Here is a 21,603-nt window from a genome sequence, read left to right on the forward strand (position 1 = left end):
TGCCACCGCTCAAAACATGCATATGTTGCAATGCACAACGAGCCGTCAGGCGTCCGGGTTGAGCCGGCCTTCGGCGATCAGCTCGTCGACCAGCGCGAGCGCGCGTTCGGTGATGGAACTCATCGGACGTTGGGTGGGCGTGGCCACCACGAGGCGGGTCATGATGCTGGGCATCACGATAGGCACCGCCTGCAGGCCGTGGTCGCCACGGCGGGCGAACAGCGCGTTGCGCGACAGCACGCCGTAGCCGAGCCCGCGCTCCACCAGATCGAGCAGCGATCGCACGGAATCGATTTCCAGGCGGATGTCGAGCGCCACGCCGTAGCGCGCGGCATCGGCTTCGATCAGCTGGCGCACCGAGTGCAGCGGCGAGGGAATGATCAGCGGGTACTGGGCCAGCGTGGCCAGCGGCACCTTCTCCGGCATGCCGTCACGCGCGCTGCCGATGAGATGCAGCATTTCCGAGTGCACGTGCCGGAAGCGCATGTTGGCGTTGACCGCCGGGTTGTACAGCAGCGCGCAGTCCAGGCGCCCCAGTTGCAGCCATTCCAGCAGGCTCGCGCTCAAGGCTTCCACCACGCTGATCTGCGCGGCGGGGTAGCGCTCGCGGAAGCGCGTGACCAGCTCCACCGTGAGCAGGGAGCCCACGCTCGGCGGCACGCCGATGGCGAGCTTGCCGCCCTGCACGCCACGCACGCTGCCCAGGGAAAGCCGTGCCACCTCCACCTGGCGCAGGATGCCGCGCCCGTGTTCGACCAGCTCGCGGCCGGCCTCGGTGGGCACCACGCCGCGTCCGTTGCGTTCGAGCAGGTGGGTGCCCAGCTCGATCTCGAGCTGGCGTACCTGGCGGCTGAGCAGCGACTGCGACACGTCCAGCGTCGCCGCGGCACGCGTGAGGCTGCCGAACTCGACGATGCGGATGAAGCTTTGCAGGTGTTTCAGGTCCAAGGTCACGGCGCACGGCAGCCTGTGTCGGCCCGATTATGACCCAGGCTCACTTGGGGCTGCCTGGACCACCCAGGTTGAGCATCACGCGCAGGCCGACCACGATGTCGTTGGACGAGACCTTCCGGACGCCCACGGTGTTGCCCAGGATGTCCGGATGCACGATGTACTGCAGGTTCGGCACCAGGCTCAACGAGGGCAACAGCTTGTAGCTGTAGTTCAGCTCGGTCATCAGCTCGTTGCGGCTGAACGTGCCGCTGCCATGGTTCCGGGCGATCACGTCGTTCTCGAAGCCGACGGCCTTGCGGCTGAAACGGAACCAGGTGGCCTGGAAACCCAGCGAATCCGTGGGCCTGGACGCGGACAGGCCTGTCCAGATGAAGCCGGCGGTGGACTGCAACGTATAGTTCTCGGCGTTGTCCAGGGGGCCGGTCAGCGAGCCGAAGACCGCGAGGTTGCGCGTGTCGCTGTTCGGGTCGGGCTTGTAGACCACCTGGTCGCCCAGCACGTAGAGGCCGTAGCGACCGCCATCGTACGTGCGCGCCGTGCCGCCGAGCAGGGCGCGATGCTGGCCCCTGGCGTTGAGCTCGGGGTCGGTGAAATCCGCCGAGTTGTACCAGCCGCCGATCTTCAGGTGGCGGGGATACGGATCGGTCTTGAAGCTGGTCGCGTAACCCACCTCGACGGGCACCAGAACGCCGCTCGAGTCGTGCAGGCTCCAGACGAGGCCATGGTTGTTGCGACGTTCGGGATTGATCTCGAACGCGCCGATCGAAACGTAGCGCGCGTCGGGCTGGTATTTCACCCGCGCACCCCAGTTCACGTAGGGGAACCCGGTGAAGCCGCCCGCCGTATTGGTGAGTTGGTAAGGACAATCGGGCGCGCTGACGAATCGGCAGCCGTAAGTCGAGCGGGCGAACTGCCATGTCGCGTTCATGCGGCCGGCCATGAGGTTGACGTGGTTGTCCCACTGCTGCTCCCAGCTCAGCTGGGCGAGCTGCCACTGGCGCTTCGGATACCAGTAGCCCTGGATCTTCTGGATCACGCCGATGTCGTCGGCCGCCACGCTGTGGCCGTAGTAACGCGCGAAGGTGAGGCGGATGGTGCCGCCCTTGATGCCGAACAACTTGCCGGTGTCGAAGTCGGCACCGCCGACCGCACCGCCGCCGTTGGTCGCACCGACGCGTTCGCCACCGCGCACGCTCGCCGCCCAGTCGTTGGCCCAGACGAAGCGCAGCTTCACGCCCTCGTCCTTCAGGCGCTCGACGAGGTTGTCGTCGCTCTTCGGCGCGGTCCCGGGCACGGTCTGCGCGTCCGCGGCGGAAACGCCGAGCAGCGCGAGAAACACAAGAACGAAAGCGAGACGGTGTGACATGGACGTGGGTTCCCCCCAGCAAGAACGGGGGCATCCTCGCCGCCGCGCCCGTGCGGGAACAACGCGAAGCGAGGATTATCAGCTATGCAAGTTACTCATGACTTCGGTTACGCCATGATCTTTGTGCATTGCACAATCCCAAGAACCATGCGGCAGGGCGGCTTTCACCGCCCGGCATGCGCATTTTCGGCAAGACATCATGCGGTACTGCAACACGCGTCGCCAACGACGGGCCGCACCTCGCCGTGGCGCCGGTCTCCCGGGCGTAGAATCACTCCCCATAGCCACCATCCGACGAGCGTGCCATGAGCGACACCAAGGTTCCCGGCATCGAGCCATACGACAGCCCCGCCGGCGGCTGGGGCGCCCTGGGCGCCGTGGCCCGCGCCCTCAGCGGCCAGATGGCCATCGCGCGCGAGTCCATGGCGCTGCATAAGGTCAACCAGCCCACGGGCTTCGATTGCCCCGGCTGCGCCTGGCCCGATCCGAAGGAAACCTCTTCGTTCGAGTTCTGCGAGAACGGCGCCAAGGCCGTCTCCTGGGAAGCCACCGCCAAGCGGGTGCGTCCCGAGTTCTTCGCCAGCAACCCCGTGAGCGAGCTGTGGAAACTCAGCGACTACGCCCTGGAAGGCCTCGGCCGCATCACGCATCCGATGGCTTACGACGCCGCGACCGACACCTTCAAACCGGTGGAATGGGACGAGGCCTTCCGCCGCATCGGCGCCGCCTTGCGCGCGCTGCCTGACCCGAACATGGCCGAGTTCTACACGTCCGGCCGCGCGTCGAACGAGGCCGCCTTCCTCTACCAGCTGTTCGTGCGCGAGTACGGCACCAATAATTTCCCCGACTGCTCGAACATGTGCCACGAGGCCACCAGCGTCGGCCTGCCCAGGTCGGTGGGCTCGGGCAAGGGCACGGTGACGCTCGAGGATTTCGACCACTGCGACGCGATCTTCAGCTTCGGTCACAACCCCGGCACCAACCATCCGCGCATGCTCACCACCTTGCGTGCCGCCTCGCTGCGCGGCGTGCCGATCGTGGTGATCAATCCCCTGCCCGAGCGCGGCCTCGAACGGTTCACCTCGCCGCAGCACCCGGCCGAGATGCTCACCGGCAAGTCGACGCGCATCGCGTCCACGTATTACAAGGTGAAGGTCGGCGGCGACATCGCCACGCTCAAGGGCATGATGAAATCGCTCATCGCGGCCGACGAGCGCGCGCGGGACGCCGGCGAGGAGCCGGTGCTCGACCATGAGTTCATCCGCGACAATACCCTTGGCTTCGACGCCCTCGCCGACGACGTGCGCCGCACCGAATGGGCCGACATCGAGCGCGCCTCGGGCCTCACCCGAGCGGAGATCGAGCACGCCGCGGACATCTACGCCCACGCGAAGAACGTGATCGTCTGCTACGGCATGGGCATCACCCAGCACAAGCACGGCACCGAGAACGTCCAGCAGATCGCCAACCTCCTGCTCCTGCGCGGCAACATGGGGCGCCAGGGCGCGGGCATCTGTCCCGTGCGCGGCCACAGCAACGTGCAAGGCGACCGCACGGTGGGCATCACCGAGAAGCCCAACGCCGAACTCAACGACGGCATCCGAAAGACCTACGGATTCGAGCCGCCGACCGCGCACGGTCACGACGCCGTGGCGTCGATCCTCGCCATCCGCGAAGGCCGCTCCAAGGCGATGGTCGCGCTGGGCGGCAATCTCGCCGTGGCGATGCCCGATACCGAGGAAACCTTCGAGGCGATGCGCACGCTCGATCTCGCGGTGCACATCACCACCAAGCTCAACCGCTCGCACCTGCTGCTGGCCAAGGAGTCGTTCATCCTGCCCTGCCTGGGCCGCACCGAACTCGACGAGCAGGCCGGCGGCCCGCAGTCGGTGACGGTGGAGGATTCCATGTCGATGGTGCACGCCTCCGCCGGCTCGCTGACGCCCGCGTCCGAGCACCTGCGCTCCGAACCGTGGATCGTCGCCGGCATCGCCAAGGCCACGCTGCCCGCGACGAAGGTCGACTGGGATCGCCTCGTCGGCAATTACGACTTCATCCGCGACGATATCGAAAAGGTCTTTCCGATCTTCTTCGACTTCAACGAACGGGTGCGCGTGCCCGGCGGCTTCCGTTTGCGCGTCGCCGCCAGCGAGCGCGACTGGGCCACGCCGGAGAAGCGGGCGCACTTCCTGCTGGCACCGGGGCTGGACGAAGATCCCGGCACGCCGAAGAACGGCCTGGTGCTTACCACGATCCGCTCCCACGACCAGTACAACACCACGATCTACGGCCTGAACGACCGCTACCGCGGCGTGAGCGGACGCCGCGACGTGGTGTTCATGCACGAGAAGGACCTGGCCGCGCGCGGCCTGAAGCACGGCGACCGCATCGACATCTTCGCCACCGGCGCCAACGTGGCCGACGGCCGCCAGCGTGCGGTACGCGGCTACACCGCCGTGGCCTACGACATCGCCGAGGGTTCGGTGGCGATGTATTTCCCCGAGGGCAATGCGCTCATCTCGCTGGAAAACCACGACAGCCATTCGGGCACGCCCACCTACAAGTCGGTGCCGGTGCGCATCGAGGCGTCCACCCTGCCACCCGACCCTTCGCATCGGCGCAAGACCGCGCATGCGTGACGAGGGCGTGCCGCCCGCCGGTTGCGCCACGCGGCCGGTGTGGCGCGCCGAGGGCGGGCGCATCGTCGAAGACACCGACCGGCTCGCCGAGGAGGTGCCCGTCGCGATGCACGTCGACGGGGAACCGTTCGCGGTGATGATGGCTTCGCCCGTGGATATCGAGGATTTCGCACGGGGATTCGCGTTGACCGAGGGGCTGGTGGCGTCGATCGGTGACATCGCCTCGATCGACGTGCGCGAGATGCTGGAAGGCGTGCTGGTCGATGTGCGACGCGCATCGCCGACGACGCCGGCTGCCGCGAAAAGCGCCGAACGGCTCATGCCGGGGCGAAGCGGATGCGGAATATGCGGTTCCCGCGAACTCGAGGATGTCGTGCGGCATCCGGCGCCCGTCGGTGAAGGTCCCGTCCTCGATGCCACGGCGGTCGAGCGCGCGTTGCAGGGCCTGCGTGAACGTCAACCCATCAATGCCTTCACCGGTTCGGTGCATGCGGCGGCATGGGCGCGCGCGAACGGCGACATCGTGCTCGTGCGCGAGGACGTGGGACGGCACAACGCGCTGGACAAGCTCATCGGCGCGATGAGCGTCGAAGGCATCGGCACGCGGGACGGCTTCGTGGTGATTACCAGTCGCGCGAGCTACGAGATGGTGACCAAGGCGGCCGTGGCGGGCATGGCCGTGGTGGTGGCGATTTCAGCGCCGACGGCGTTGGCGGTGCACCTGGCGCGCGAGTGCCGGGTCACGCTCATCGGGTTCGCGAGACCGGGGCGGTTCAATGTCTATAGCCATCCCAGGCGTTTGCTCGACCTTGATTCGCCGATACGATCGGCTCCCACCCTCCGGTAGGAGGTTAACGACCTACCGGAGGGTGGGAGCCGATCGTATCGGCGAATCAGGACTTGCGACGACGCAGGCTATCCTTCACGTCCACGTCGAACAGCACCCGTGTCGCCGCCGTGTTGTTTCCCGAAATCTCGAACACCAGACCATCCTTGCTCGGCAAGCGCGACTTCAATTCCAGCAGCTGCGCGCGCGGCACCCCCAGCCGCCACTCGTGCGCCGTGCCGTCCAACGACACCTCCCCATCCGTCGCATCGATGGCATAGCGCATCGTGAATGCCCTCCCGAACGCCGTGGAGCCGAGCAGCGCCACGTCGCCGAGCAACTCCGCCAATTCGTCCTCGTCGACCCGGATGCGGATCGTGTCGTTTTCCAGCTGCACCCTCATGCGTTCGCCTCCTGCCATTCGTCCGGGGTATTGCAGTTGACCAGCCCGCGCGTGTCCAGACCGTCGAGCGGAAGCACGTCTCCCGCAAGCCGCGCACGCAACGCGAAAGGCGACCGCCCCCTCGAATCGGCCTCCTCCATCATCCGCTCGAGCAGTCGACGCATGTCGTCGTCCAGGCGCAGCATCATCGGCAACGGATGCTGCGACCAACACGCCGCACGCGCGGAGCTTGCCATCAGGGGCAAGAGCACGTCGGAATGCAGGCGCGGCATGTCCACGGGCACGATCAGCCATGCACCGTCGGGAAGCACCGACGCGGCACTGGCGATGCCGCCCAGCGGTCCAGACTGTGCGTAGCGGTCCGGGATGCCTCCCGGCCGCGCGCCACTCACGTCCACGCGATCCACACCGGACTCGCGCAAAATGCGCGTGGTGCGATCGAGCAGCGTCTCGCCACCGACGGTCAGCATGGCCTTGTCGCGGCCCATGCGCGAGGAGAGTCCACCGGCGAGGATGAGGCCGCCGATCACGGCGCGTCCGCGGGATCGAGCGGCCACGCGGTGACGACGTCGCCGAAGGCGTTCGCCGCCGTCAGCCAGACATCGGCACGGGTGAACGGCGCGATGCGATAGGCGGCCTGCACGGCCAGCAGCGACGCCACCGGCTCCCCGCCGTCGGAGCGGATGGTGCCGAGCTGGAAATGGTGCATGCCTTCGCGCACTGCCGGCGCCTCGGCCAGGCGCAGGCGAAGGGGCCGTTCCGGCGCCATGCCGGCCATCGCACGCAATGTCGGCGCGACGAAGAAACGGTAGCCCGTCGCCACCGCGATGGGATTGCCGGGCAGGCCGATCACCAACGGGCCGTCGTCGAATCGCGCGGCCATCAGGGGTTTCGCCGGGCGGATCGCCACCTTATGGAACAGCTCGCGCGCACCGAGCGACGCCAGCGTCGTCGGCACGAAATCGAAACGCCCGGCGGAGACGGCACCGGTGGTGAGAATGAGATCGGCCTCGGCATCCAGCGCCACGCGAAGCGCATGACGGAACGCGTCGCCGGTATCCGGCACGCGAGCGCGGGCCACCACCGTGGCGCCCCAGCGCGCGAGGCTCGCCATGAGATAAGGGCCGTTCGAGTCGTGGATGCCCCCTTCGGGCAGCGGGCCATCGGCATGCAGCTCGCTACCGGTGGTGATGACCGCCACGCGGGGGCGCCTCGTCACGGTGACGCCATCGATGCCCAAGGCCGCGAGCAACATGATCGCGGCGGCGTCGATGCGTTTTCCCGCCGGAAGCGCGATGTCGCCGACCGCCACGTCATCGCCGGCGCGACGGATGTTCAGGCCCGGCGTCTCGTCGCGGAGCAACCGCACGACGTCACCGTCGCGTTCGCAACGTTCGACGGGAACGACGGTGTCGAAACCCTCGGGGATGCGCGCGCCGGTGGCGATCTCGCACGCCTCGGCACCGGGATAGGCGGCCGTCGCATCGCCGGCCGCGTGCATCGCGGCGACGTGGAATGTGCGTCCCGCGCGCCATCCCTCGTCGGGCATGCGCAAGGCGAAACCGTCCATGGCCGAATTGTCGAAGCCCGGCAACGCGAGCGGGCTGACGACGTCGGCGGCGAGGACGCGACCCATCGCGTCGTCCAGCCGCACGTCTTCATCGCCCAGGCGCGGCGTAGCGGCGATGAGCAGGGACAGCGCGTCGGGGTAGGCGATCATGGAGCAAGACTACATCGCCGGTACGATCGGCTCCCACCCCTCCGGTAGCCAGGTTGACGAAACCTGGCTGCCGAAGAGGTGGGAGCCGACCGTGTCCGCGAATCCCGCGAAGCGCATCACGCGGACTTGCGCGAACCCTCCTGCACCGCTGCCGGCCGGTAGGCATGGAACGCCACCGTGGCCGACGCCCGTCCCTGGCTCAGCGAACGCAACGCCGTGCTGTACCCGTCGATCTGGGCCAACGGCACGTCGGCGTCGATCTCCGTGCGTTCCTGGCGATCGGTGAGGTTGACGATCTGGCCGCCCCGCCGTTGCAGGTCGCCCAGCACGTCGCCCACCGCCACGCCCGGCGCGCTCACCGAGACGCGCATCACCGGTTCCAGCAGCACGGTGCCGGTCGCCTCCAGCGCCGCCTTCACCGCCATCTGCGCGGCACGATGGAACGCTCCCTCGTTGGAGTCCACCGCATGCGCCTGGCCGTCGAGCACCAGCACCTCGGCGCCCACCACCGGATAGCCGCGCGGCCCGTTCAGCAGCGCCGAGTGCACGCCCTTCTCCACCGCCAGCTGGAACGGCTTCGGAATGACGCCACCCGTGGTGCGGTCTTCGTAGCGGTTGGCATCGCCTTCCACCGGCGACACCGACAGCACCACGCGCGCGTACTGGCCGCTGCCACCGGTCTGCTTGGCGAGCTTGCCCTCCACCGGCCCCGACGCGCGGGCCGGCGTTTCCTGGTAAGCCACGCGCGGCGAACCCGTGCGCACCTGCACGCCCCACTCGCGACGCAGGCGTTCCACCATCACTTCCAGGTGGAGTTCGCCCATGCCCCAGACCAGCGTCTCGCCGGTATCCGGGTCGGTGCCCACGCGGAAGGACGGGTCCTCCTGCGCGAGACGCGCCAGCCCGTTGCCGAGCTTGAGCAGGTCCGCCGATTTTTCCGGGGACAGCCGCCAGGAAAGCACCGCCGGTTGCGCCTGGATGGCTTCCAGCCGCACGCGATGCTGCGAGTCGGACAACGTCTCGCCCGTGGCCACGTCCTTCCAGCCCGCGATGGCGACGATGTCGCCCGCCTCGGCGGATTCCACCGCTTCGGTCTCGTCCGCGCGCACCACGGCCAGCCGGCCGACGCGCTGCACGCGATCGGTACCGCTGCGCCACACCGCGTCGCCGACGTGCAGGCGACCGGCATACACGCGCACGAAGGCCAGCGGACCATGCGACTGGTTCACCACCTTGAAGACGAGCGCGGCCAGCGGCGCGTTCGCGTCGGGCGCGATCGCGGTGTCGCCGTCGTCGGTGTGCGCGGGCACGGCGGGGCGATCCGCCGGGGACGGCAGATAGGCCACGAACGCGTCGAGCAGCGGCTCGATGCCGACGTTGCGGAACGCCGAGCCCGGCAGCACCGGCTGGCCGAGACCCGCGAGCGTGCCGCGACGCAAGGCGGCCGTCAGTTCGTCGGCGTCGATGGGCCGTTCGGCGAGCCACGCTTCGGCCAGGGCCTCGTCGCGATCGGCCACGGCGGCCACCAGGTCGGCGCGCGCGGCGGCATGCGTCGCGCGTTCGTCGTCGTTCCATGCATGCACGCTCGGCTTGCCGGCGTCGTCGAAACGCCAGGTGCGCTCGCCGACCAGGTCCACGAGCCCCACGATGTGCTCGCCGTCGATCACCGGCAACGCCACCACCCACGGATTCGCGCCGAGCTTGTCGCGCATCTGCGCGACGGTCGCGTCGAAGTCCGCGCCGGGGCGATCCATCTTGTTGACGAACGCCATCAGCGGCACGCCATGCCGACGCGCCTGGTGCCACACGGTTTCCGACTGCGGCTGCACGCCGGCGACGCCCGAGAACACCACCACGGCGCCGTCGAGCACGCGCAGCGAACGCTCCACCTCGATGGCGAAGTCGATGTGTCCGGGGGTATCTATGAGCGTGAGGCGATGCGGCTGGCCGCCTTCCGGCGTCCAGTTCGCGCGCACGGCGGCGGCGCCGATCGTGATGCCACGCTCGCGCTCCAGTTCCATGTGATCGGTGGTCGTGGCGCCGTCGTGCACTTCGCCGGTGCGATGGATCGTGCCGGTCTTGTAGAGCAGGCGCTCGGTCAGCGTCGTCTTGCCCGCGTCGACGTGCGCGATGATGCCGAGGTTGCGCCAACGGCCGACGGGAATGGTGTCTCGGGTACTCATGGTTGAACGGTTCCTTCAAGGATCGCCAGGGGCTCGATGCATGGGCTCGAGCGAGGCACTCCCCGAGGCTTTCCCGTCGCCCCTGGCGTGAGCGGAACGGGTCAGGATCGGGGTTCGCGGCAGTTCTTCATGGCACGTGGCTCCGGTTTTCGAGAGGCAAAAAAAAAGCACCCTTGCGGGTGCTTTCGGTATCCGATGGAGGCCGGGGCCCGTCTTACGACGAGGCTCCGCCGTTCCCGGCGCGCGCGCACCCGCGACGCGCCCGAGGGGCGTTCGTTGGCAGGTGGATCAATGCGTGCTTGCACGGGGACATGGATGGCTCCGGATTCGAGGGGCGGATGCTACGCCGGCGCTTCGCTGGCGGCAACCGCTGGTTCGCTAGGTCGGGGCGCTACCGTGGATTTCAAGAGCCGTAGGCACGCTGCTGCGAAAACCGGTTGCCTCGCGCTGGATCCCTGCGTGCGCAGGGATGACGGTGAGGGAAGCCGTCGCTCCTGCGCACGCAGGAGCCTAGCGCGTGGCGACCGGTATCCGCGAAGACGCCGCCTACGGCCCTTCAAGGCAACGCATACGCCATCACGTAATCCCCCGACCGCGTCCCCAAGCCGCTGTGCCCACCAGCCGCGATCACCACGTACTGCTTGCCGTTGACCGAATACGACATCGGATTGGCCTGGCCGCCCGCCGGCAGCCGCGCTTTCCACAGCTCCTGGCCCGTGCGCTCGTCGATCGCGCGCAGGTAATCGTCCGCCGTGGCGCCGATGAAAATCAGCCCGCCGCGCGTGGTCATGTTGCCGCCGATGTTGAAGATACCCGTCGGCAGCGGCGCGTTGACGTGCGTGCCGAAGGGACCGGTATCGCGCGTGGTGCCGATCGGGCGTTCCCACACGAGCTTGTGCGTGACCAGGTCGATGGCGGCCAGCGTGCCCCACGGCGGCGGATTGCACGGCACGCCGATGGGATTGAGCCACGGATGCACCTTGCCGACGTACGGCGTGCCGTATTGCGGGGCCAGTCCGCCGCCCACCGGCGGCTCGTTGCCCGTGCCGTCCCACGGCTTCACCAGTCCCTTCGCTTCAGCGGGCCCGCGTGGCGCGAGGCTGATCATGAAGGGGATGTAGTTCGCGTTGGCGATCACCAGCTTGTTGAACGGATCGATCGACGCGCCGTGCCAGTCGATCACGCCGTCGAACGCGGGATACACGATGGTGTCGCTCAACTGCGGCGGCGTGAACTGGCCTTTGTAGACCGCCTTGCGGAACTCGATGCGGCACATGAGCTGGTCGAAGGGCGTGGCACCCCACAACTTGCGCTCGGTGAGGTCTTCGGGCGTGAGCGACGGCATGCCGGTGGAATACGGTTGCGTCGGCGAGGTGTGGTCGCCGGGCACCGCACCTTGCGGCACCGGCTTTTCCGTGACGGCGGTCACCGGTTTGCCGGTGCGGCGATCGAGTACGAAGAATTCGCCGCGCTTGGTGGTCTGCACCAGGGCGGGAATCGTGCCGCCCGCGCTGGGCAGGTCCACCAGCGACGGGCCGGTCGGCACGTCCATGTCCCACAGGTCGTGGTGCGTGTTCTGGAACACCCACTTCGGCTCACCCGTCTCGATGTCGAGCGCCACCGTGGAACTGGAGTATTTCTCGTCGAACGGACGGCGATGCCCGCCGAAGTAATCCGGGGTGGCGTTGCCCATGGGCAGGTAGACCATGCCCAGGTCGGGATCGGCCGTGTACACACCCCACGCGTTCGGCGTGCCGCGGGTGAGCTGGTCGTTGGGGCCAGGCTGCCAGTTCTGCGGGTCGTGGCCGACGTCCCAGGCCCAGACGAGCTTGCCGGTGAGCGGGTCGAATGCGCGCACCGCGCCGGACGGCTCGTTCTCGGCCTGGTTGTCGTACACCCAGCCGCCGAGGATCGCGCGATCCTTCAGCACCAGCGGCGGCGAGGTGACGAAATGGAACCCCGCCGGCACGTGGCCGAGATACTGCGTGAGCGAGACGAAGCCGTGCTCGCCGAAGTCTTCGCACGGCTTGCCGGTATCCGCGTTCAACGCCATCAGTCGCGCATCGAGCACCGGGGCCAGGATACGGCGCGGGCAATCGGTGGCCGTGCCCGCGGGGGCCTCGTAATAAGCGACGCCGCGGCAGGCGAGGTAGACGTCGGCGTCGGTGTTCGCCTTGGGATCGAAGCTCCACTTCTTCTCACCGGTCGCCGCGTCGAACGCCACCACCCAGCTGTGGCCCGTGCAGACGTACAGCGTGTTGCCCACCTTGATCGGCGTGTTCTCGAAGTTGAACTCGTGGCCCGCGTCGGTGCCGCCCTTGTCTTCGCCAGGGCGCATCGTGTCGCCGGTGCGCGCCGTCCAGGCGAGCTTGAGGTTCTTCACGTTACCCGCGTTGATCTGGTCCAGCGGCGAGAAGCGGTCGCCCTTCGCCGTGCGGCCGTAGAACTGCCAGTCGCCATCGGGCACGGAGGCATCCGCGCCGTCGGGCAGGTTGCGTGCCACCGTCTCACCGCGCGTGCCCACCGGCTGCATGAATCCCGCCGTGCCGACGGCGATGCATGCCAGCACGGCGACGATCACCACCACCGCGCCTCCGCGCGTTGGCGTCAGCCTGCGCCGCACCCAGGGCATCAGCAGGTAGATGCCCAACAGCATCGGCACGAACAGGCGCGGTTCGAGCGACCAGCCGTTGAGGCCCACTTCGCCGACGGCCCAGACGACGGTCGCGAGCAGCGTCAACGCATACAGCCACAGCGCGCCGGACGACCCACGCCACAGAAGCACGCCGGTGACCAGCACCGCCGCACCGGCGACGAGGTAATAGAACGAGCCGCCCAAGGCGACCAGCCAGACGCCGCCCGCGGCGAGCAGCAATCCGAGGATGGCGATCACCGCACCACTGATGCGTGGTGGGCGAGGTGATGAAATGATGGTCGACATGGCGCTTCTCCGAAAGAACGTGCGACTCGCAGCACGTCGCGCCGGGTCGCGCTAAGCTGATAAAGATAACCACGGCAGGTATAGGTGCCGTGTAGACCGCCTTTCTCCCACGGAGCAATCCCCCATGCGATACGTCAAGTTCGGCAAGACAGGCCTCGAGGTGTCACCGCTCGTGCTCGGCTGCATGACCTACGGCATTCCCGACCGTGGCAACCATGCATGGACCCTCGACGAAGAGCAGAGCCGCCCGTTCATCCGCAAGGCGCTCGACCTGGGCATCAACTTTTTCGATACCGCCAATGCCTACTCCGATGGCACGTCGGAAGAAGTCGTCGGACGCGCGCTTAAGGACTTCGCGCGTCGCGACGAGGTGGTGATCGCGACGAAGACGTTCTATCGGTGGGGCAAGGGGCCGAACCTCGGAGGCCTCTCGCGCAAGGCGATCTTCCACTCGGTGGACGATTCGCTGTCGCGCCTGGGAACGGATTACGTCGACCTGCTGCAGATCCATCGCTTCGACCCCACCACGCCCGTTGAGGAAACCCTCGAGGCGCTGCACGACGTGGTCAAGGCGGGCAAGGCGCGCTACATCGGTGCGTCGTCGATGCATGCGTGGCAGTTCGCGAAGATGGTTTACACCTCGCGCCTGCACGGGTGGACGGAATTCGTGAGCATGCAGGACCACTACAACCTCCTCCAGCGCGAGGAAGAGCGCGAGATGATCCCGTTCTGCGTCGACCAGGGCATCGCGGTGATTCCGTGGAGCCCGCTCGCCCGCGGCCGCCTCACGCGCGACTGGGACGAAACCAGCTTCCGCCAGGACAACGACGTGTTCGGCGGCACGCTGTACAAGGCCACCGAAGACTCCGACCGCGCCATCGTCGAGGCGGTGAAGGCCGTGGCCGAGCGACGCGGCGTGCCGCGCGCGCAGGTCGCGCTGGCGTGGGTGGCGCAACGTCGTGGTGTTACCGCGCCGATCGTGGGGGCGTCGAAGCCGCAGCACCTGGACGATGCGGTGGCGGCGATCGAGTTGAAGCTGTCCGAGGAGGAGATCGCGACGCTGGAAGGCGCTTACGCGCCGCATCCGGTCGAGGGATTCCAGTAGGCCTCGCTCCGAAGGTTCGCCGATGCGATCGGCCCCCACCCCTTTGGTAGCAAGGCGGCGACCGAAGGAGTGGGAGCCGATCGCATCGGCGAATCCTACGGAGCGCGGCCGCCACGATGCATCGCCCCTTCGATGGCATCAGCCGTATTCCGCGCCCCGTCCTCGACGCGCAGACGGTCGGCTGCACGCATCGCCCGATCGCGAGTCAATGCTTCGCCAAGAAGGCCGCGAAGCAGGACCGCGGCCCGATCCGCCCGATACCGCCACGCGGGCAACACCGCTCCCACACCCAGGCGCGCGATGCGTGCCGCGTTATCCGGCTGGTCGAATCCGTGGGGCACCACGAGCGAAGGGCGCCCCGCGCGCAATGCCTCATGCGTCGTACCGATGCCGCCGTGATGCACGATCGCGGCGGCGCGCTCGAACAGGGCGCCATGGGACGCGTAGTCCACGGCGAACACGCTCTCATGCCATGCACCCAGGCGCTCGCGCAACACCGGTGACCCCGTGAGCAACACCGCACGCCGGTCGAGCATGCGCGCCGCCTCCATGCTCTCGCGCAGGAAGGCCTCACCCGCATGCACCGCCGCCGAGCCCAGGGTGAACACCACCGGCGGCGAGCCCGCGTCGAGAAACGCACGTAGCTCCGCGTCGAGCAGGCCGTCGGCCGGTGAGTACCGACACCAGCCCGTCAGCGTCGTGCGCGCCGGGGCATCGGCAGGCAGGGCGCCGAGCAACGGCGAATACATCGCCAGCACGCCATCGCGCGCGTGCTGCCCGCGATGGAACGGATCGCCCCCGACCGACACGGGTGCCAGGCCCAGCGAACGCCGGAAGGCCCGTACCGGCGCCGTCCAGGTTGACGTCACCGCCTCCGCCGCGCGCCGCAACCACGCGCCACGTCGGGGTGAACCGCGCAGGTAGCGATCGAACCAGGCCACGCCCGTCGCGGGCGGATCGTCGGCGGACAGGAAGACCGATGGCGACAGCACGGCCGACAACCACGTCCCGCGCGAGGTCTCGCCGAGGATCTGCCCCGCGAAGGCGAGCGTCGTGGTGACGATGGCATCGGCGTCCCTGCACACCGGCGCCAGGGCCGCGTAACTCGCCGCCACGTCGGCCGCGGCCAGGTCGCGCACCACGAAACGCGGCCCGCGCAGCGGATGGAAGGCCTTTGCCGCGAAGGCGGCCTTGTCGTCGGGTTCGGCGATGCCACTCGCCATCACGAACCCCAGGCCGGCCTCGGCCACCGCGGCACGGTGCATGGCATGCGCGCCCACCGTCACGCGGTGGCCGCGCGCGGCCAGCTCGCGGCCCACGGCGAGAAAGGGAAACAGATCGCCCTGCGATCCGACCGTGGCGAACACGATGTGCCGTGGCTTCATCCGCCCATGGTGACGCATTTGACTTCGGCCGTCCGGACGGCTAATTTTCGCGGCGCCAGCGGTCTTTATCTTTGTATTCGAATACGAAGATAAAGCTAAGAGGGAAGCCGGTGCGAGTCCGGCGCTGCCCCGCAGCGGTATGTGGAGACGACGCCGTCACGGCACTGGGGCCCCGGCCCTGGGAAGCGACGGACGAGGCGGCATCAGCGATGCCACATCCACGAGCCCGAAGACCTGCCGCAGGCCGGGGAGATGCGTCTCCCCGTCCGACCTGGGTCCGCCCTTCCCCAAGGGCGGCACCGGTTCGCCCGCGGGGGCGAAGGTCGACGGCCCATCCCACGACGCCCCGGCGCCGCGTGGCGAGCCGCCCTTCCCTCCTCTTTGCCATGAAGAGGAATGCATAGCCATGCCACACGTGACCTACCCCGGATTTCCCCGCATCGGCCGACGCCGCGAATTGAAGCGCGCGCTGGAAAGCCACTGGAAAGGAGACACCACCGCCGCCGACCTGCTCGAGGTCGCCTCGCGACTGCGCCATCGCCACTGGAAGCTCGCCCGCGACGCGGGCGCCGACAGCGTGCCGGTCAACGATTTCTCGCTGTACGACCACGTGCTCGACGCCGCCGTGGCGGTCGACGCCATCCCGGCACGCTACCGGGCGCTGCACGAGCGGGACCCCCTGGCCGGCTACTTCGCCATGGCCCGCGGCCGCCAGGACGGCGAGGTGGATCTGCACGCGCTGGAAATGACCAAGTGGTTCGACACGAACTACCACTACATCGTGCCGGAACTCGTCTCGGGACAGACCTTCGCGGCCCGCCCGCGAAAAGCCGTGGCCGAATACGTCGAAGCCACCACGGCGGGGCACGTCGCGCGCCCCGTGCTGCTGGGACCGGTCAGCTTCCTGCGCCTGTCGAAGACGACCGACGGCAGCGATCCGCTCGACCTGCTCGACGCCCTCCTGCCCGCGTGGCTCGGCGTGCTCGACGCGCTGGCCGATGCCGGCGCCGACTGGGTGCAGGTGGACGAACCGGTGCTCGTGCTCGATCTCGACGACGCCACCCGCGACGCGCTGCGCCGCGCTTACGACGCCATCGCCGCGCACGGCCGCACGCGCATCCTGCTCGCCTCGTATTTCGGCGCCCTGGGAGCGAACCTCGCGCTCGCCGCGTCGCTTCCCGTCGCGGGCCTGCACGTCGACCTCGCCCGCGCGCCGGAACAGCTCGATGCCGTGCTCGACGCGCTTCCGCCGGGACGGGTGCTCTCGGCGGGCATCCTCGACGGCCGCAACGTGTGGCTGAGCGATCCGGCCGTCATCCTTCCCCGTATCGAAACGCTGCGCTCGCGCCTTTCCCGTGATCGCCTCTGGCTATCCACCTCGTGCTCGCTGCTGCACGTGCCGATCGACGCCTCGGAAGAAACCCGGCTACCCGGCGAACGGGGCCGTTGGCTGTCCTTCGCGCGCCAGAAGATCGGCGAGCTGCGCCGCTACGCCGATGCTGTCAACGGCGATGACGCGGCCAGCCAGGAACTCGCACGGCAGCACGCCGTGGTCGCCGAGCGGCTGGCGTCACCGGTCGTGGTCCGCCCCGACGTGCGCGCCCGCGTTCGCGGCCTCACGCCCCAGTTCGGCCGGCGCCGTTCCGCCTTCACCTTTCGCGCCGCCGTGCAGCGCGAGCGTTTCGGCCTGCCCGACCTGCCCACCACCACGATCGGGTCGTTCCCGCAAACGCTCGAACTGCGCAACGCCCGCGCCGCGCATCGCGCGGGCAAGCTCGATGACGGGGCCTACGCGACGATCCTGCGCGACGAGATCCGCCGCGCCGTGCGCTTCCAGGAAGAAGTCGGCCTCGACGTACTGGTGCATGGCGAGCCCGAGCGCAACGACATGGTGGAGTACTTCGGCGAACAGCTCGACGGCTACGCCTTCACCGCCTTCGGCTGGGTGCAGAGCTACGGCTCGCGCTGCGTGAAGCCGCCCATCATCTACGGCGACGTGGCCCGCCCCGCGCCGATGACGGTAGCCTGGTCGGCCTTCGCGCAATCGCTCACCGACAAGCCGATGAAGGGCATGCTCACCGGCCCGGTGACGATGCTGCAATGGTCGTTCGTGCGCGACGACCTCCCGCGCGCCGAGGTCTGCCGGCAGATCGCCCTCGCCCTGCGCGACGAAGTTCACGACCTGGAGAAGGCCGGCATCGGCATCGTGCAGATCGACGAACCGGCCCTGCGCGAAGGCCTGCCGCTACGCCGGGCCGACTGGGCCGCCTATCTCGACTGGGCCGTGGAGGCGTTCCGCATCACCGCCGGCGGGGTCAGCGACGCCACCCAGGTGCACACCCACATGTGCTACTCGGAGTTCAACGACATCATCGAGGCCGTGGCCGCGATGGACGCCGACGTGATCTCCATCGAGACCAGCCGTTCGCGCATGGAATTGCTCGACGCGTTTACGCGGTTCCGGTACCCCAACGGCATCGGGCCGGGCGTTTACGACATCCACTCGCCCCGGGTGCCGGCCCAGGCCGAGATGGCCGACCTGGTGGCACGTGCTCTCCAGGTGCTCCGGCCGGACCAGCTCTGGATCAACCCGGATTGCGGGCTGAAGACGCGGGGATGGCCGGAAGTGGCCGAGGCGCTGGCGGGGATGGTGGCGGTGGCCAAGGCGGCCCGGACCAGGATCGCCGCCGCCGTCTAGGCCTCGCTTCGCGGGATTCGCCGATACGATCGGCTCCCACCCCTTCGGTAGGAAGACTGCTACCGAAGGGGTGGGAGCCGATCGTATCGGCGAACGGGGCCAGAGGGCCCCCGGCGCCTTAACCACCATGCAATCGTCACCCCCGGGGTTTACCCTTGCCGCTGCAAACCGGCGCGGGGGCGTGTATCATGGCGCGCCCCTTTTATCTCTTTATCCGTAAAGAAGGATATATCCCCGCGATGAGCAACTACCTCTTCACCTCCGAGTCGGTCTCCGAAGGCCATCCGGACAAGATCGCCGACCAGATCTCCGACGCCGTTCTCGACGCCATCCTGGCCCAGGATCCGCGCGCCCGGGTGGCCTGCGAGACGCTCGTGAAGACGGGTGTCGCCATCGTCGCCGGCGAGATCACCACCAGCGCATGGATCGACCTCGAAGCCCTCACCCGCAAGGTGATCCTCGACATCGGCTACGACTCGTCGGAAGTCGGCTTCGACGGCGAGACCTGCGGCGTGCTCAATCTCATCGGCAAGCAGTCGCCCGACATCAACCAGGGCGTGGACCGCAAGAAGCCGGAAGAACAGGGCGCGGGCGACCAGGGCCTGATGTTCGGCTACGCCACCAACGAAACCAGCGAATACATGCCAGCCGCCATCCACCTGAGCCACCGCCTCGTGGAGCAGCAGGCCAAGGTCCGCAAGAAGAAGAACTCGCCGCTGCCCTGGCTGCGTCCGGACGCCAAGAGCCAGGTCACCCTGCGCTACAACGAAGCCGGCGAAGCCATCGCCATCGACGCCGTGGTGCTTTCCACCCAGCACGATCCGGGCGTGAAGCAGAAAGACCTCGTCGAAGGCGTGCGTGAGCTGATCCTCAAGCCCGTGCTGCCGGCGAAGCTCCTGCACAAGGACACCAAGTTCCACATCAACCCGACCGGCAAGTTCGTCATCGGCGGCCCGGTGGGCGACTGCGGCCTCACCGGCCGCAAGATCATCGTCGACACCTACGGCGGCTGGGCCCGTCACGGCGGCGGCGCGTTCTCGGGCAAGGATCCGTCGAAGGTCGACCGTTCGGCCGCCTACGCCGCGCGCTACGTCGCCAAGAACATCGTCGCTGCCGGCCTCGCCGACCGTTGCGAAATCCAGGTCAGCTACGCCATCGGCGTGGCCGAACCCACCTCGATCTCGGTGACCACCTTCGGCACCGGCAAGATCTCCGACGATAAGATCGAGAAGCTGGTGCGCAAGCATTTCGACCTGCGCCCGTACGGCATCATCAAGATGCTCGACCTGGTGCACCCGATCTACCAGCCGACCGCGTCCTACGGCCACTTCGGCCGCAAGCCGTACGAAGTGAAGGGCGCCGACGGCAGCACCTACACCGCGTTCTCGTGGGAGAAGACCGACAAGGCCGACCTCCTGCGCGACGCCGCGGGCCTGGGTGGCAAGGTCGCCGCGCGCAAGTAAGCGGCACGATCGTCAGAGACACCTCGACGGGCGCCTTCGGGCGCCCGTTTTTTTCGTGGGTCTCACGGCGGCTTCATGGGCGGGATGCGACATCTTGCGGTGAAGCAACCCCAGGAGACGCCACCATGCCCAAGCCCGCCCCCCGCCTGCTCGCCATCGCCTTCCTCGCCGCCTCGCTGCCGCTGGCTGCCCTCGCGCAGGAAAAGGACACCCAGGGCGGCACGCCCACCGATGCGGGCTTCTTCAAGAATGCCGGAGCGTCCGGCCTGGCCGAGGTCGCCTTCAGCGAACTGGCGACGAAGCAGTCGTCGTCGAGCCAGGTGAAGAACTTCGCGCAGACCATGATCGAGGACCATGGCAAGGCCAACGACGAACTGCGCTCGCTCAAGTCCGGCGACAAGGGCTATTCGCTCGTGGACAAGCCGCTGCCCGACGCGCAGAAGGCGCTGGATGCGATGTCGCGCATGAAGGGCGCCGAGTTCGACGCGGCCTATCGCAAGCAGATGATCGCCGACCACGAGGAAGCGGTGGCGTCGTTCGAGGTGGAAATCGAGAAGGGATCGAACCCGGAGATGAAGGCGTTCGCGAAGAAGACCTTGCCGACGCTGAAGCATCACCTGGAGATGGCGAAGGCGTTACCGACGCGCTGAGGCGATCCGCGTTCGCCGATACGATCGGCTCCCACCCCTTCGGTAGGCAGGTTGAGGCACCCTGCTACCGAAGGGGTGGGAGCCGATCGTATCGGCGAAAAGCCGACGAAGCGGCATTAACCGTTGCGGTTGGACCCCGACAGCACGTCCACCCACACGGCCAGCACCAGGATCACGCCCTTGATGATCATCTGCCACGAGTTGTCGACGTCCATCAGCTGCATGCCGCTGTCCAGGCTCGCCATCACCAGCGCGCCGATCAGCGCGCCGTAGACCGTGCCCGAACCGCCGCGCATCGACGTGCCGCCGATGAAGCAGGCGGAGATCGCATCCAGCTCGCCGCCCGTGCCCGCCGAGGGCGATCCCGAACCGGTACGCGCCACCGTGATGATGCCCGCGAAGGCACACATCAAACCCATCAACGCGAACACCACCAGCTTCACCCGCGCCACGTTCACGCCCGACAGGCGCGTGGCTTCCATGTTGCCGCCCACGGCGTACACGTGGCGACCGAACACGGTCTGGGTGGAGACGTAGGTGAACACGGCCAGCAGCGCGAGCAGGATCATCACCGGAATGGGAATGCCGTTGGCGTCGTTGAGCATGCGGATGAAGCCCGCCATCACCGCGCCGATGGCGACCAGCCGCGCCACGTCGATCCACACCGCGGCCTGGTGCAGCCCCAGTTTCGAACGGCGCACGCGACGGCGGACCGTGAGGCCGATCAGCGCGAGGAAGATCACCGCGCCGATCCAGCGCGACAGCATGGGAGGCACGAATCCCTGGCCGAGCGCGATGAGGTCGTCCGGCGCCGGTGCGATCGTGGAGCTGCCCGTCACGTAAAGCACGATGCCGCGGAAGGCGAGCATGCCGCCGAGGCCGACGATGAACGACGGCACCCGCATCTTCGTCACCACGAAGCCGTTGAACGCGCCGATCAGCAGGCCAAGCACCAGCACCGCGCCGATCGACGGCCAGGTGCCCCACCCCATGTTCACGGTGAGGATGGCCACCACCCCGCCGAGCAGGCCCAGCTGCGAGCCGATGGACAGGTCGATCTCGCCGGCGATGATGATGAAGACCATGCCGCAGGCGAGCATGCCGGTGATGGCCATCTGCCGGAACAGGTTCGACAGGTTGCCCGGCGTGATGAAGGCCTGTTCGGTCTTGACGTGGAAGAACACCCAGATCAACGCGACGGCGATCAACAGGGCGAGGATCTTGTAGCGAACGAACAACTGCTGGATTTTCTGCGACTGCATGGAGGAAA

General features: G+C 68.0%; 15 protein-coding genes and 1 riboswitch. Of the genes, 6 read left to right on the plus strand and 9 right to left on the minus strand.

Annotated features, from left to right (window positions below; all coding sequences use genetic code 11):
- Positions 1-45: 45 nt before the first annotated feature.
- Positions 46-954 carry a LysR family transcriptional regulator gene (locus JNG39_RS17405; protein WP_368313217.1) on the minus strand — a complete coding sequence of 303 codons (909 nt, stop codon included), beginning with the start codon at positions 952-954 and terminating at the stop codon, positions 46-48.
- 40 nt (positions 955-994) lie between these two features.
- Positions 995-2,320, minus strand: a complete 1,326-nt coding sequence (locus JNG39_RS17410) for a carbohydrate porin (RefSeq protein WP_368313219.1) — start codon at positions 2,318-2,320, stop codon at positions 995-997.
- A gap of 305 nt (positions 2,321-2,625) precedes the next feature.
- On the opposite strand from JNG39_RS17410, the gene JNG39_RS17415 reads away from it, so the two are divergent.
- Positions 2,626-4,959, plus strand: a complete 2,334-nt coding sequence (locus tag JNG39_RS17415; protein ID WP_368313221.1) for an FdhF/YdeP family oxidoreductase — start codon at positions 2,626-2,628, stop codon at positions 4,957-4,959.
- A complete protein-coding gene (gene fdhD, locus JNG39_RS17420; protein WP_368313223.1) occupies positions 4,952-5,806 on the plus strand; it encodes a formate dehydrogenase accessory sulfurtransferase FdhD in 855 nt (284 codons plus the stop codon). The genes JNG39_RS17415 and fdhD overlap by 8 nt, the downstream gene beginning before the upstream one ends.
- A 46-nt stretch (positions 5,807-5,852) precedes the next feature.
- Here the strand turns inward: fdhD and JNG39_RS17425 are convergent, their stop codons facing one another.
- The 5 genes from JNG39_RS17425 to JNG39_RS17445 all read right to left on the minus strand — a co-directional run bounded on the left by JNG39_RS17425 (position 5,853) and on the right by JNG39_RS17445 (position 13,032).
- Complete coding sequence (locus tag JNG39_RS17425) at positions 5,853-6,188, minus strand: hypothetical protein (protein WP_368313225.1); 336 nt, start codon at positions 6,186-6,188, stop codon at positions 5,853-5,855.
- Positions 6,185-6,718, minus strand: a complete 534-nt coding sequence (locus tag JNG39_RS17430) for a molybdenum cofactor guanylyltransferase (RefSeq protein WP_368313227.1) — start codon at positions 6,716-6,718, stop codon at positions 6,185-6,187. Before JNG39_RS17430 ends, JNG39_RS17425 begins: the two co-directional genes overlap by 4 nt.
- Complete coding sequence (locus JNG39_RS17435; protein WP_368313229.1) at positions 6,715-7,908, minus strand: molybdopterin molybdotransferase MoeA; 1,194 nt, start codon at positions 7,906-7,908, stop codon at positions 6,715-6,717. Before JNG39_RS17435 ends, JNG39_RS17430 begins: the two co-directional genes overlap by 4 nt.
- A gap of 116 nt (positions 7,909-8,024) precedes the next feature.
- The gene (fusA, locus tag JNG39_RS17440) at positions 8,025-10,091 is read right to left on the minus strand and encodes an elongation factor G (protein WP_368313230.1); all 2,067 of its coding nucleotides are present in this window, start codon (positions 10,089-10,091) and stop codon (positions 8,025-8,027) included.
- Positions 10,092-10,647: 556 nt separating this feature from the next.
- On the minus strand, positions 10,648-13,032 hold the full coding sequence (locus JNG39_RS17445; RefSeq protein WP_368313232.1) for a membrane-bound PQQ-dependent dehydrogenase, glucose/quinate/shikimate family: 2,385 nt from the start codon (positions 13,030-13,032) through the stop codon (positions 10,648-10,650).
- Between the two features lie 124 nt (positions 13,033-13,156).
- Between JNG39_RS17445 and JNG39_RS17450 the strand changes: the two genes are divergently transcribed.
- Positions 13,157-14,137: an aldo/keto reductase gene (locus tag JNG39_RS17450; protein WP_368313234.1), complete on the plus strand. Its 981-nt coding sequence runs from the start codon at positions 13,157-13,159 to the stop codon at positions 14,135-14,137.
- A 95-nt stretch (positions 14,138-14,232) separates the two neighbouring features.
- Here JNG39_RS17450 and JNG39_RS17455 read toward each other — a convergent pair whose 3' ends face one another.
- Positions 14,233-15,522 carry a glycosyltransferase gene (locus tag JNG39_RS17455; RefSeq protein ID WP_368313236.1) on the minus strand — a complete coding sequence of 430 codons (1,290 nt, stop codon included), beginning with the start codon at positions 15,520-15,522 and terminating at the stop codon, positions 14,233-14,235.
- 42 nt (positions 15,523-15,564) lie between these two features.
- A riboswitch (cobalamin riboswitch) is annotated at positions 15,565-15,779 on the plus strand.
- A 149-nt stretch (positions 15,780-15,928) separates the two neighbouring features.
- Between JNG39_RS17455 and metE the strand changes: the two genes are divergently transcribed.
- The 3 genes from metE to JNG39_RS17470 all read left to right on the plus strand — a co-directional run bounded on the left by metE (position 15,929) and on the right by JNG39_RS17470 (position 20,333).
- Entirely contained in the window at positions 15,929-18,220 is a 2,292-nt protein-coding gene (gene metE, locus JNG39_RS17460; protein ID WP_368313237.1) for a 5-methyltetrahydropteroyltriglutamate--homocysteine S-methyltransferase, read from the plus strand.
- Between the two features lie 239 nt (positions 18,221-18,459).
- Positions 18,460-19,683, plus strand: coding sequence for a methionine adenosyltransferase (gene metK, locus JNG39_RS17465; protein WP_368313238.1), 1,224 nt, complete (start codon positions 18,460-18,462; stop codon positions 19,681-19,683).
- Positions 19,684-19,808: 125 nt separating this feature from the next.
- Entirely contained in the window at positions 19,809-20,333 is a 525-nt protein-coding gene (locus tag JNG39_RS17470) for a DUF4142 domain-containing protein (protein ID WP_368313239.1), read from the plus strand.
- A gap of 116 nt (positions 20,334-20,449) precedes the next feature.
- Here the strand turns inward: JNG39_RS17470 and JNG39_RS17475 are convergent, their stop codons facing one another.
- Positions 20,450-21,595, minus strand: a complete 1,146-nt coding sequence (locus tag JNG39_RS17475) for a sugar ABC transporter permease (protein ID WP_368313241.1) — start codon at positions 21,593-21,595, stop codon at positions 20,450-20,452.
- Positions 21,596-21,603 lie beyond the last annotated feature (8 nt).

The organism is Luteibacter sp. CQ10 (assembly GCF_040900725.1).
Lineage (GTDB): Bacteria > Pseudomonadota > Gammaproteobacteria > Xanthomonadales > Rhodanobacteraceae > Luteibacter.